This window comes from Actinopolyspora biskrensis (genome assembly GCF_013408175.1).
In the GTDB taxonomy this organism is placed as follows: domain Bacteria; phylum Actinomycetota; class Actinomycetes; order Mycobacteriales; family Pseudonocardiaceae; genus Actinopolyspora; species Actinopolyspora biskrensis.
Map to the genome: position 1 here is coordinate 64,057 of NZ_JACBYW010000005.1, position 12,862 is coordinate 76,918.

11 protein-coding genes are annotated in these 12,862 nt (G+C 69.5%); 5 read left to right on the forward strand and 6 right to left on the reverse strand.

Annotated elements, in window-relative coordinates; translation table 11 throughout:
* The first annotated feature begins 70 nt into the window (after positions 1-70).
* Entirely contained in the window at positions 71-2,296 is a 2,226-nt protein-coding gene (locus tag FHR84_RS13735) for a 3-hydroxyacyl-CoA dehydrogenase NAD-binding domain-containing protein (RefSeq protein ID WP_179535924.1), read from the forward strand.
* Positions 2,297-2,522: 226 nt separating this feature from the next.
* Here FHR84_RS13735 and FHR84_RS13740 read toward each other — a convergent pair whose 3' ends face one another.
* Complete coding sequence (locus FHR84_RS13740) at positions 2,523-3,389, reverse strand: hypothetical protein (RefSeq protein ID WP_179535925.1); 867 nt, start codon at positions 3,387-3,389, stop codon at positions 2,523-2,525.
* Between the two features lie 148 nt (positions 3,390-3,537).
* Positions 3,538-4,152, reverse strand: coding sequence for a TetR/AcrR family transcriptional regulator (locus FHR84_RS13745; RefSeq protein WP_179536238.1), 615 nt, complete (start codon positions 4,150-4,152; stop codon positions 3,538-3,540).
* A gap of 125 nt (positions 4,153-4,277) precedes the next feature.
* Between FHR84_RS13745 and FHR84_RS13750 the strand changes: the two genes are divergently transcribed.
* Both FHR84_RS13750 and FHR84_RS13755 read left to right on the forward strand, forming a co-directional pair.
* Entirely contained in the window at positions 4,278-5,774 is a 1,497-nt protein-coding gene (locus FHR84_RS13750; RefSeq protein WP_179535926.1) for a flavin-containing monooxygenase, read from the forward strand.
* Between the two features lie 181 nt (positions 5,775-5,955).
* A complete protein-coding gene (locus FHR84_RS13755; RefSeq protein WP_179535927.1) occupies positions 5,956-6,837 on the forward strand; it encodes a DUF6319 family protein in 882 nt (293 codons plus the stop codon).
* Positions 6,838-7,006: 169 nt separating this feature from the next.
* On the opposite strand, the gene FHR84_RS13760 is transcribed toward FHR84_RS13755, so the two are convergent.
* The 4 genes from FHR84_RS13760 to FHR84_RS13775 form a co-directional block, all read right to left on the reverse strand.
* On the reverse strand, positions 7,007-7,867 hold the full coding sequence (locus FHR84_RS13760) for a 5-oxoprolinase subunit C family protein (protein ID WP_179535928.1): 861 nt from the start codon (positions 7,865-7,867) through the stop codon (positions 7,007-7,009).
* Positions 7,864-8,475 (reverse strand): carboxyltransferase domain-containing protein, encoded by a 612-nt coding sequence (locus FHR84_RS13765; protein WP_179535929.1) that lies wholly within the window; start codon positions 8,473-8,475, stop codon positions 7,864-7,866. Before FHR84_RS13765 ends, FHR84_RS13760 begins: the two co-directional genes overlap by 4 nt.
* 4 nt (positions 8,476-8,479) lie before the next feature.
* The gene (locus tag FHR84_RS13770; protein ID WP_179535930.1) at positions 8,480-9,235 is read right to left on the reverse strand and encodes a LamB/YcsF family protein; all 756 of its coding nucleotides are present in this window, start codon (positions 9,233-9,235) and stop codon (positions 8,480-8,482) included.
* A gap of 273 nt (positions 9,236-9,508) precedes the next feature.
* Positions 9,509-10,726 (reverse strand): divalent metal cation transporter, encoded by a 1,218-nt coding sequence (locus FHR84_RS13775; protein WP_179535931.1) that lies wholly within the window; start codon positions 10,724-10,726, stop codon positions 9,509-9,511.
* 177 nt (positions 10,727-10,903) lie between these two features.
* Here FHR84_RS13775 and FHR84_RS13780 point away from each other — a divergent pair, with 177 nt between their 5' ends.
* A complete protein-coding gene (locus FHR84_RS13780; protein ID WP_179535932.1) occupies positions 10,904-11,614 on the forward strand; it encodes a GntR family transcriptional regulator in 711 nt (236 codons plus the stop codon).
* Positions 11,611-12,774, forward strand: coding sequence for an MFS transporter (locus tag FHR84_RS13785; RefSeq protein ID WP_179535933.1), 1,164 nt, complete (start codon positions 11,611-11,613; stop codon positions 12,772-12,774). Before FHR84_RS13780 ends, FHR84_RS13785 begins: the two co-directional genes overlap by 4 nt.
* Positions 12,775-12,862 lie beyond the last annotated feature (88 nt).

Below are 12,862 nucleotides of genomic sequence, written 5' to 3' on the forward strand. Positions count from 1 at the left end.
CACCCAGGTGCGGAGTCGAGGCCGCGCTCGGCGCGGACCAGCCAACTCCGAGTCTTCGAAGGACGGACCGATGAGCGAACAGAGCACCATTCGCTGGGACGAGCCCGAGTCCGACGGCATCGTCGTACTCACCCTCGACGATCCCGAACAACAGGCCAACACCATGAACGAGCGCTACCTGCGCTCGATGGAGACGACGGTGCAGCGCCTGGAGGAGGAGCGCGACCGCGTCTCCGGCGTCGTGATCACCTCGGCGAAGAGCACGTTCTTCGCCGGAGGGGACCTGCGCGAGCTGATCAAGGCGCGTCCGGAGAACGTGGACAGAACGGTCGAGACGAGCAACACGGCCAAACAACAGCTGCGCAGGCTGGAAACGCTCGGGATCCCCGTGGTCGCCGCGCTCAACGGCACCGCGCTCGGCGGGGGGCTGGAGATCGCGCTCGGATGCCACCACCGGATAGCGCTGGACGCCCCGAAGGCCCGCTTCGGCTTCCCCGAGGTGAGTCTCGGACTGCTGCCGGGAGCCGGTGGTGTCGTACGCACCGTGCGCATGCTCGGAATAGCCGACGCCCTGCTCGGGGTGCTCACCCAGGGACAGCGGCTGCGCCCGGGCAAGGCCCGCGATCTCGGTTTGATCGACGAGCTCGTCGAGGACACCGACACGCTGATGCGGCGTGCCAAGGAGTGGATCAGGGAGAACCCGGAGGCAAACCAGCCCTGGGACCGGAAGGGCTTCAAGGTACCCGGCGGAACTCCCTCCGACCCGAAGTTCGCCGCGAACCTGCCCGCCTTCCCGGCCAACCTGCGCAAGCAGCTCAAGGGAGCGGACCTGCCCGCCCCGAAGAACATCCTCTGCGCCGCGGTGGAGGGTGCCCAGGTGGACGTGGACACCGCGCTCACGATCGAGGGGCGCTACTTCGTCGAGCTGCTCTGCGGGCAGACCTCCAAGAACATGAGCAAGGCGTTCTTCTTCGATCTCGACCACGTCAACTCGGGCGGGAGCAGGCCGGGACAACAGCCCGAGTGGTCGGCGCGGAAGGTGGCCGTGCTGGGGGGCGGCATGATGGGCGCCGGAATCGCCCACGTCTGCGCCAAGGCGGGCATGGAGGTCGTGCTCAAGGACGTGTCCGCGGCCTCGGCCGCGAAGGGCAAGGAGTACTCGGCCGGAGTGCTCGAGAAGGATCTCGGGAAGGGCCGGATCACCGAGCGGGAACGCGACGAGGTGCTCGGCAGGATCACCCCGACCGAAAGCGGTGACCAGCTCGCCGGGTGCGATCTGGTGATCGAGGCGGTCTTCGAGGACCCCGAGGTCAAGCACCGGGTTTACGCCGAGGCGGAGCAGTGGATCTCGGAGGACGCGCTGATCGCGTCCAACACCTCCACGCTGCCGATCACCGACCTCGCGGAGGGGGTGAGCAGGCGGGAGGACTTCATCGGCCTGCACTTCTTCTCCCCGGTGGACAAGATGCCGCTGGTCGAGATCATCCGGGGCGAGCGGACCGGGGACGAGGCCCTGGCCAAGGCCTTCGACGTCGTCCGGCAGATCAACAAGACCCCGATAGTGGTCCAGGACAGCAGGGGGTTCTTCACCAGCCGGGTGATCGGGACCTTCCTGAACGAGGGCGTCGCGATGCTGGGCGAGGGGGTGTCGGCCGCTTCGGTCGAGCAGGCTTCCGCGCAGGCGGGCTTCCCCGCCCCGGTGCTGCAGCTTTTCGACGAGCTCACCCTGACGCTGCCCCGCAAGATCAGGGACGAGTCGAAGCGGGCGGTCGAGTCCGCCGGTGGCACGTGGACCGGGCACCCGGCCGATTCGGTGCTGGACAGGATGGTCGACGAGTTCGACCGCAGGGGACGTTCCTCCGGGGCCGGGTTCTACGAGTACTCCGCGGACGGCGAGCGCCTCGGCCTGTGGAACGGGCTCGCCGAGCACTTCGCAGCGGGCAGCACGGACCCGTCCGAGATCTCCTTCACCGATCTGAAGGAACGCATGCTGTTCGTGCAGGCGCTGGAGACCGTGAGGTGCCTGGACGAGGGAGTGCTCACCTCCGTGCCGGACGCCAACATCGGGTCGATCTTCGGGATCGGTTTCCCGCCGGCGACCGGGGGAGTCGTGCAGTACATGAACGGCTACCCGGGAGGGCTGCGCGGTTTCGTGGAGCGCTGTCGGCAACTCTCCGCGCGCTACGGCACCAGGTTCGAGCCCCCGGCCTCGCTGGTCGCCAAGGCGGAGTCCGGTGAGGTCTTCGACGTCGGGGAGCCCGACACCGAAGTGGTTTCGGCCACCGCTGGTGTTTGAGTTCGGCGGTGCCGGTTGCTTGGTGGGCCGTTTGACCGGGAGTTCCTGCCTGGGAGTCGGCGGTGCCGGTGACTCAGGCTGAAGCGCTCGCGTCGGATGGAGCCCTTCGGTGGGAAGTTTCGGCGTCGAAAGGGGCGAAACTCCGGACATCCGTTGCGAGGGCGGACGAGCGAGCTCGGGCGCGGACTTCGCCGTCCGCGCCCGAGCGTTTCGCCCGGTGGTTCCCTCAGTTCATCGTTCCCGCGGAACGCAGCACGTCGCCCACGGGCAGCGTGCGTTCGCCGAGGCTGGTGCCCTCACCCATGGAAAGGGTTTCGGAAGGGTTCTTCACCAGACCGGTGACCGCGTCGCGCACGGCCCCGGAGGGGTTGTCGTCCAGCTCGCGAACAGCGGGCACCTGCTTCGCGGCCGGGACCACGTGTCCCACCTCGGGCAGCTCGACCGGTTTCTGCGAGGTGCTCAGCGTGGACTCGCTCGCTGCCCGGGCGAGGGCGCCCACCGGGTTGGTCAGCGGCTTGGCCTCGTAGCCCTGGGCGATGGTGGCGTCCACGGCGGTGTCGGCGGCGGACATGCCCTCGTGGCTCGAACCACGCGGGCCGACCTCGGCGTTGAGCAGTTCGCCCTCGTCGCTCTTGCTCTTCAGGACGCCGGTGTTCTCGGGCCGCACGTTGACCCCGACCTCGGGCCGGGTCTTGCTCAGCTGGTTGACCTTCTTCGCGGCGGTCCCGACCTGGCCGAGCAGCCTGCTCGCCTCGCCGGACTCCAGCGCGGGCTCCTTGTCGCGCACCTCGTTGGCCAGGCCGTGGCTCGTCCTGGTTATCTCCTTGCCGACCTCCTTGAAGAGGTTCGGCGCGTTCGCGTGCAGTGTGGCGTCCGCACAGGGCACCTTCTCCTGTCCGGGAACACCGGGGTTCTGGCAGGTGTCGATCGGGGCGGTGAAGCCGATCTCGTCGGGTACCTGTGAGAGGTCCGGCTTGGTGAGGTCCGGCGTCGTGGGCTCCGGAGAGTCGGCCGTGGCCGTCCCCGCTCCGACTGCGGCGAACCCCGCGGCCACAACAACAGCGTTCAACGTGCGCGTGGTCCAGGGGCGCAAGATCAGTACTCCTTGAAATCCGAGGTAACGGGCTTGGTCATCGACACGCCGAGACCACATCGACCGGAAAGGCGTGTTCGGGCGTGACAATCGACCTACGCGCTCGCATCGGAAGTACCGTTGGCGATCTTGAGCTGTTATTGGCCTCTTACCCCTGATCGTGTGAGCCCGAGGCGGGGTCGTCCTTCTGGGCCAGTTCTCCCGAGAGGCTCGGCCAGATCAGCGCCATCAGGTGGTCGGTGACCGTTTCGGGGGTGATCTCCGGGCGGTTCTCCCGCCACAGCGCCATTCGCTCGCAGGCACCTATGATCGCTTCGGCGAAGGCCTCCAGGCGGGACTCCTCGGTCTCCGGTAGCGAGCTGCGCAGCATGTTCGCCGTGAAGTCGACCTGCTGCCTGCGAATGGCCTCCAGTTCGGTGTCCAGTCCCGTGCCGGGAACGGCCGACTCGTTGCGGAGCAGCGCCCAGGACTGCGCGTGCCCCTCGCCGAAGCGGAAGAAGGCGAGCAGGCCGTCGTGCAGCAGTTGCTCCGGATCGCTCGCGCTGGCGGCCGCGGCCGAGGTGCACTCCAGCAGTTCCCGCTTGGCCCGCTCCAGGCAGGCCAGCAGCAGCCCTTCCTTGGAACCGAAGTACTCGTAGAGCATCGGTTTGGACAGCCCGACCCGCTGTGCGATGTCGTCCATCGACGCAGCCTGGTATCCGCGGGTGGCGAACACCTCCTCGGCGGTTTCCAGGATCTGCTGCTCCCGCTCGGCTCTGGACATCCGTTTGCGACCGGAAGTGGGTTGCTGGGAGATCTCCACGAAAATCACCCTACCGCAAGTAACCCTACTCGTAGTAGCCTACTGGTTAGTAAGATCACAGCGCTCGACTCGGGAGGTATCGGGGGATGGGTAAGCGACAGCGGGAACAGCACCGGCACGACACCTCCGTCGTCATCGTCGGAAGCGGATTCTCCGGGCTCGGCACCGCGATCCGGTTGAAGAAGGAAGGCGTTCACGACTTCGTCCTGCTGGAGAAATCGGACGACCTCGGCGGGACCTGGCGGGACAACACGTATCCGGGCTGCGCCTGTGACGTCCCCTCGTTGATGTACTCCTTCTCCTTCGAGCAGAACCCCGACTGGTCGAGGATGTTCGCCGAACAGGGTGAGATCGAGGAGTACCTGCGGCGCTGCGTCGACAAGCACGGGGTGCACGAGCACATCCACTACGGCGTCGAGTTCACCGGCGCCGAGTGGGACGAGGACGGGCACGAGTGGCACGTGTCCACGGCCGACGGGACCGAATACGTCGCCAGGGCGCTGGTTTCCGGGCTTGGTGCGCTGCACATCCCGAACTACCCCGAGCTGCCCGGCCTGGAGAGGTTCCAGGGGGAGAGCTTCCACTCCGCGGACTGGAACCACGACTACGACCTCACGGACAAGCGCGTCGCGGTGGTGGGCACCGGTGCGAGTGCCATCCAGTTCGTCCCCAAGGTGGCCGAGGAGGTCTCGAAGCTGAACCTGTTCCAGCGGACCCCGCCGTGGATCCAGCCCAAACCCGACCGCCCGCTGTCCGAGCGGGTGCAGCGTGCTTTCCGCAGGGTTCCCCTGCTGCAGCGCGCGGTGCGGTTCGCCATCTACATGACCCTCGAGTTCCGCTCGGTCGCCGTGCTGCGGGAACCACGTCTGCAGCGGATATCGCAGTGGATGGCCAAACGGTTCATCCGCAAGCAGGTGCACGACAGGAAGACCCGCGAGGCCGTCACCCCCGACTACGCCATGGGCTGCAAGCGCATTCTGCTGTCCAGCGACTTCTACCCCGCGCTCAACCAGTCCAACGTGGAGCTCAACACCAGCGGGGTGACCGAGGTCCGCGAGAACTCGGTGGTCGACGGCGAGGGGGTCGAGCACCCGGTGGACGCGATCATCTTCGGTACCGGCTTCCACGTCACCGACGCGTTCGACCACCTGTCGATCGTGGGCCGCGGCGGGCGCAAGTTGCAGGACGCGTGGAAGGACGGCATGGAGGCGCACAAGGGGATAACCGTCTCCGGCTTCCCCAACCTGTACTTCCTGCTCGGACCGAACACGGGTCTCGGGCACAACTCGGTCGTGTTCATGATCGAGTGCCAGATCAACTACGTGCTCAGCATCCTCCGCCCCATGCTGCGCGGCGAGTTCACCCAGGCCGACGTGCGGCAGTCGGCGCAGAACGAGTTCAACTCGCGGATCCAGTCGCGTCTCAAGGGAGCGGTGTGGTCCGCGGGAGGCTGCCAGAGCTGGTACCTGGACGAGAACGGCGTGAACCGGACCCTGTGGCCGGGCTTCACCTGGAACTACTGGTGGCAGACACGCAAGGCCGATCCCAAGGACTACGAGATTCAGCGCGCGGGGGCACGTTGAGCATTCGCACGGACGTTCGATAAACTCGCGTCGTCAGTTCGTGTGAGCCCATTTCGGCAAACTCGCACGCCGCCGCCCGGCGGAGTGGATTCCGTGAGTCGCCGCACTCCGGGATCCACCGGCGTTCGGAGGTTCCGGCGGCTGTCGCGGGCGAATGTCGTTGTCCACTCGGGGGAAGCCGATGTCCGAGGCCCGTGCGCTGTCGTCCGAACAGATTCACGGTCTCCGTGAGGAACTGGATAACGGGACCACGCCGACCGTCTGGTTCACCTCTTCGGCCGTCGGCGTGGACGCCGAGCGCTCCGGCAAGGTCGTGTCCATGGACGAACCGGCCGAGGGCGAATTCCTGCAGGTGCGCCCAGCGGGCTCCAAGGACGTGCTCTCGTTCTCGGCGGCCGAGGTGACCCTGGACAAGCCCGCGCGCAAGCGCAAGGACAAGAGCTCCGGGCAGGCGAAGGACTCCGGGCGGCCGGCGGCGAAGAGCTCGGCGCGGAAGGAGTCCGGGAGCTCGGGGTCCGGTGGTGCGGCGGCAGCTTCCACGAGCGGTGGCTCCGCGGCGGCCAAGTCCGCGACGGCCGGTTCTCCCGGCTCCTCGCCGGCGGGGGCCTCGACGTCCGGGGCCTCGGCCGATTCGGGAGGTTCCACCGGATCCGCGAGCGGGCGGGGGAGTGGCTCGGCCGGTGCGGGACGCAACACCGCGGGCGCCTCCTCCGAGCGGTCGGGAGGGAACGAGGCGGCCGGGACCAAACGTTCGAGCACCTCCCGGAGCGGTGGCGCGGCGGCCAAGAGCGGATCCAGCCGCACCACGGGGGCCTCGGTGACCATGATCGCCGGCTCGAACGGGCAGTGGATGGTCGAGGTGAGCAACGGCAAGAAGCGGGTGCTGCGCCCCACCGAGATCCCCGCCTCGGCGGTGGGGCAGGCCGCCAAGGCGTTGCACGAGGACGTGGCCGCGGCGGTGGAGCCCCTGCTCGAAGCGGAACGGGAGCACCAGCGGGCCCGGGTCGAGCAACTGCAGCGCGAGCTCGAGGAAGCTCAGCGCAAGTTGAACGAACTCACTTGACGGAGAGTGCTCAGCTCGGTTTGCTCGCGGCGGTGCCGGTGACGCAGGCTCAGAGCACCTGCGTTGGAGTGGAGACTTTTTCGGGGACTCGGTCTGCGTGGCTGACCGGGTAGTCGGCACGTGAGTCGGAGCCTTGGGAGTGCTGGACCGCTGGCGAGTAGCGACCGAGTTACCGAGCCCGGCGGAAGCGCAGGTGCTGCCCGGGGCGGGCCTGGGCCGCCCTGTCGACGTCGGCGGAACGAACCACCGCGATGACGGGATAACCCCCGGTTACCGGGTGGTCGGCGAGAAACAACGTCGGTTCGCCCGAAGGCGGGACCTGCAGCGCTCCGGAGACCATGCCCTCGCTGGGCAGCTCCTCGGCACGGGAGCGCTCCAGCAGCGGGCCGTCGAGCCGCATCCCGACCCTGTCGCTCCGCGGAGTCACCCGGTACGTTCCACCGAGCAGCGTGGACAGCGCGTCGTCCGTGAACCAGTCGGCCCGCGGCCCCGGCACCACGGTCAGCACGAGATCCCCGGCGGGTGGCTCCGAAATCGGGGCGACGTCCACGGCGGGAAAGTCCTCGGGAGGAGTTCCCACGGGCAACAGGTCCCCGGTGCGCAGCGGATCCGGCCCCAGACCGGACAGCGTGTCCGTGGAGCGCGAACCGAGCACCGGTTCCACGTCGACACCGCCCCGCACGGCCAGATAAGCACGCGAACCGCGAGCCGGCGTCCCCGTCGTCAGCTCCGAACCGGCGGGCACGCGCAGCACCGCGTTCACGGCGGCTCCCCTTCCGCCCACAGTGATCGGACAGCCGGCTCCGGTCACGGCCACGGTGAGGTCCCGCCGAGCGCGCAGCGCCAGGCCGCCGAGGGTGATCTCGACTCCCGCCGCTTCCTCCCGGTTGCCGACGAGCCGGTTGGCCAGTCGCAGGGATCCCCGGTCGGCCGCACCGGAAACCCCCACCCCGATGTCGCCCACACCGGTGCGCCCCAGGTCCTGCACGGTCGCCAGCGGTCCGGTGGCGAGCACTCTCAAATCGTTCAACGGGCCTCCTCGAACCGCACACGGACCCCGGGCCGGAGCAGGGCCGGTGGTTGCCGGTCCGTGCGCCAGATCTCCAGCTCGGTCCGCCCGATCAGCCGCCATCCTCCGGGGGAGGAACGTGGGTAGATCCCGCTGAACCTCCCAGCCAGTCCGACCGCACCCCGGGGAACCCGGGTGCGCGACTCCGAGCGCCGCGGGACCTCGAGCTCGGGGGGTCCCCCGGCGAGATATCCGAATCCGGGGGCGAAGCCTCCGAAGGCCACCGTCCAGTCGGTGCCGGTGTGCTCGGAGATCACCTCGCGTTCGGTCAGCCCGGTCAGCTCGGCCACCTCGCCCAGGTCGGCCCCGTCGTAGACGACGGGAACCCGCACCAGCTCCTTCTCGGGAACCCCTCCCGGAACGGGGCTGGTCCCGCGCACCACGCGTTCGAGCTCGGCGGGGTCGGCGTGCCGCGGGTCCAGTTGCAGCAGCAGGGTCCGCGCCGCGGGAACGAGGTTCGTCACCCCGGGGAGGCGGGAGCGGGACAACGCGGCGTAGAGCGCGTGCACGCTTTCCAGGTCGTCCAGTTCGACGAGCAGTCCCGCGTCGGCGAGGGGAAGGATTCGCACGGGGTCACCTCCGGGACATCGGTGTCGGGGTGATGCCCTCGGCGGCCAGTCGGTCCCGCACCGCTCGCGCTATGGTCACGGCCTCCGGGGTGTCACCGTGCAGGCAGATCGACTCGGCCGCGACCTCTAGTTCGCTGCCGTCGACGGCCTCGATCGGTTCCGAACGAGCCAGCCGCAGGCAGCGCGCGGCGATGGCATCCGGGTCGGTCAGCACCGCGTTCGGCTCGCCGCGGGGGACCAGCGTGCCCTCGGGCGTGTAGGCACGGTCGGCGAAGGCCTCCCGGAAGGTACGCAGTCCGCGCTCCTCGGCCAGCCGGAGCCACAGCGAACCGGGCAGCCCCAGCGCGGCGAGATCCCGCCCGTAGCCGTGCACCGCCTCGACCACGGCCGCGGCCTGCTCGCGATGGCTCACGATCGTGTTGTAGAGGGCGCCGTGCGGCTTCACGTAGGAGACCTCGGTCCCCTCGGCTCCGGCGAGGGCCTCCAGGGCGCCGATCTGGTAGAGGACCTCGTCGGTGAGCTCGGCGGGTGCGACGTCGACGAAGCGCCGCCCGAAACCCAGCAGGTCCCGGTACCCGACCTGGGCGCCGATCGTGACGCCCTCCCGGGCCGCCCACGCGCACGCTCGCCGGATCACCCCCGGATCGCCGGCGTGGAACCCGCACGCCACGTTCGCGCTCGTGACGACGCGCAGCAGCGCCTCGTCGTCGCCCAGCTCCCAGCGGCCGAAGCTTTCGGCGAGGTCGGCGTTGAGATCCATGGCCAAGGTCCTTTCAGTAGGAGCCCGTTCGGATGGTCGGGGTCCTCGTGGAACTTTTCCACTCGGGCGTTGGTCGAGTCGGGGGTTCTTCGGCGCGGGTGGCGCCGAAACATCCCCCCGTCCGTCGGAGCCGCCGCGGGTTCTCCCGTGGTGCTCTCACGAGGAAGGCCCGACGTTGTGCAGGTGGCCACCCGATGTCGGGGCTCCCGGAGCGAGAGCCCGCGAGAGGTTCCGCCACGCGACCACCTACGGCGGGGGAGCGGAAAACATCGGTCAACTCCACAGGGCGGCTATCCCGCTCAGGGAGCTCACCCCGAGGTACAGCGTCAGCAGCCACGCGAGCACGCCGATCGTCAGCAACCAGCGCGGGTGGTGGTACCCGCCGAGCAGGTCCCGGCGACGGGCCGCCACCCACAGCAGTACCCCGAAACCGACCGGCAGGATCAGCCCGTTGAGGGCTCCGGCCAGCACGAGCAACGTGGTCGGCGCCTGCTCGAGCACCAGGAATATCACCGTGGACAGTGCGACGAAGCCGACCACCAGCCAGGAACGGGCCCGTTCCAGCGAGGGCGACAGGGTGGACAGGAAGGATATCGAGGTGTAAGCGGCGCCGATCACGGAGGTGATCCCTGCGGACCAGAGAATCACCCCGAACAGGCGCGTTCCCACGGCTCCGGCGGCGTGCCCGAAGGCCTCCGCGGTGGGGTTGTCCGTCGTGAGCGTGGCCCCTCCCGCGACCACGCCGAGCAGCGCCAGGAACAGCACGATGCGCATCACGCCTGTGACCAGCAGCGAGGTGACCGAGCTGCGCGTTATCTCCCCTGCGCGTTCGGGCCCGCTGATCCCGGCGTCGACCAGCCGGTGCGCTCCGGCGTAGGTGATGTAGCCGCCGACCGTGCCGCCTATCAGCGTGGTGATCGACAGGAAGTCGACCTGCTCCGGCAGCACCGTCTGCCGCAGCGCCTGCCCGACGGGTGGGGAGGAGGAGACGGCCACGTATCCGGTCAGCGCGATCATCAGCACGCCGAGCACCAGCACGAGGCGGTCCATGGCGACCCCCGCGCGTCTGCTCGCGAAGACGCCGACCGCGATCAGCGCCGAGACGGCGCCACCGATCTTCACGTTCAACCCGAGCAGCGCGTCCAGACCGAGTGACGCCCCGGCGATGTTGCCCACGTTGAACACCAGCCCGCCGAACACGACCAGCACGGCCATGACCGAACCGAGTCCGGGCAGCACCCGGTTCCCCAGGTCCTGCGCGCGTGTCCCCGAGACGCCGATGACCCGCCACACGTTGAGCTGCACCGCGATGTCCAGCAGGATCGACAGCACTATCGCGAAGGCGAACGCGGATCCGAGTCGTACGGTGAACTCGGTGGTCTGGGTGATGAAGCCCGGACCGATGGCGCTGGTCGCCATCAGGAACACCGCACCGAGCAGCGTCCCCCGTTTGGCCGCCGCTCCCGGCCGGCTCGTGCTCTCCTCGGCCACGGCGCTCCCATCCTCGCGTCGCCCGAAAGTGATTACAGCTGAACGAGTGAATTGTTGAACAATTCTGCTGTATGTCAAGAGATCGCTCCGGTAAACTCCCCTCGGTCCGTCGGTGCCGCCCGGCTGCGCACGCGACGGGCGCACCGGGGAGGACCACCACATCCGCTTGGGGGCACGATGGGCACCGCCGAGGACTGGGTGGAGCTGCTCGCCTCCGACCGGGAGTCGCTCGACCGCACGAGCACCGCCGAACGGGTGGCGGACCTGCTGCGTCAGCGCGTTCTCGAAGGGGGTCTGGCCCCGGGAACCCGGCTGTCCGAGGAGAGCGCGGGCCGTGCCCTCGCGGTGTCCCGGAACACGCTGCGCGAGGCGTTCCGGCTGCTGGTGCACGAGCGGCTGCTGGTGCACGAGTTCCACCGGGGAGTGTTCGTGCGGGTGCTGTCCGTCGACGAGGTCGTCGACCTGTACCGCGTACGGCGACTGCTCGAAACCGGTGCGCTGCGGAACTCGGAGGAGCCCGCTCCCGAGCGGGTCGCCGACCTCGGGCGTGCCGTCGACGAGGGGGAACGAGCGGCACGCGACCGCGAGTGGCACGAGGTGGGAACGGCGAACATGCGCTTTCACCAGGCCGTGGCCTCCCTGGCCGGGAGCCCGCGGGTCGACGAGACCATGCGTCAGCTGCTGGCCGAGCTGCGACTGGCCTTCCACGTGATGCCGGGGCTGCGGGAGTTCCACGAGCCCTACCTGGAGAACAACCGCCGGATCGCCGAGCTGGTCGGGGCGGGGCACCGCGCCGAGGCGGCGAACAGGCTCGACGAGTACCTGGACGCGGCCGAAACGCAGCTGGTCGCGGAATACCGCCGTTGTCCGGGGGGACCGCACCGTTGAGCACTCCGGAAGCGGGCACCGCCGGGACGGGCTACGGGCGCTCGTTCGGAATGCTGCTGGTCGTCACCCTGGGGGCTTTCACCGGCTATGTGCTGCTGCTGCCGGTGGTGCCGCTGTGGGCCGTGCGCGCGGGGGAGAACGAGACGGGGGCCGGGCTGACCAACGGCGTTTTCATGCTGGTCACGGTGCTGACGCAGCTGGCCATGCCCTGGCTGCTGCGCAGCTGCGACCCCCGGGTCCTCCTGGGCTGCGGAACACTGCTGCTCGGCCTGGGGGCACCGCTGTTCGGGCTGTTCACGCGACTGCCCGGCTTGCTGGCGATCTCCGGGCTGCGCGGAATCGGTTTCGGACTGCTCACCGTGACCGGCAGCGCGTTGGTGGCCGAGCTGGTGCCCGCGCACCACCGCGGGCGGGCTTCGGGGCTCTACGGATTGGCGGTGGGAGCTCCCCACGCGTTGATGCTGCCCGTCGGGGTCTGGCTGGCCGAGACGCTGGGGTTCGTGCCGCTGTTCTGGATCGCGGCGTCGGTTCCCGCCGTGGCCGCCGCGGCCGCGCTGTGGATCGGCAGGGTCGACATGTCGGCGGGCTCCTCGGGCAGGGCGGTGCGCGGCTTCCCGCTGCGTGGTCTCGCGGCGCCCTGGCTGGCGATGGCGCCGGTCTCGGTGGCCGCGGGCGGTCTCGTGGCCTTCCTGCCGCTCGCGACGGGGTCCGCGACTGGCTCGGCCGGGCTGCTCGCCTTCGGGATCGCCACCGTCGGGTTCCGGTGGGTGGCGGGACACGTCGGGGACCGCCTCGGTTCGGGACGCATACCGCTGCCCGCCATGTCGCTGGCCGCCGCTGGACTTGCCCTGCTCGCGCTGGGAAGCGCGGGCGCGGGCTGGCTCGCGGTGCTCGGGGCCCTGGGGCTGGGGGCCGGATTCGGCGGGCTGCAGAACGCGGCGCTGGTGTTGATGTTCGAACGTGCCGACCCCGGTGCGGCCAGCACCGCGTGGAACATCGCCTACGACGCGGGCAACGGGGTGGGCTCGGTGGGACTGGGGGCGGTCGTGGCCGCGAGCGGCTATCCCGTGGGGTTCGTGGCCTGCGCCGTGCTGGTCGCGGCCGCCTTCCCGGCGGCTGTAGCCGCTCGAAGAGGGGCGCCGCGGCGCGAGCCGGTGTGAGGTTCCGCCGACCAGCACCGCGGAGCGGACCGATCCGGCGAACCCCTGAGGAGCGGCTGAGCTGGGGACTCGCCGCGGTCCTACAATG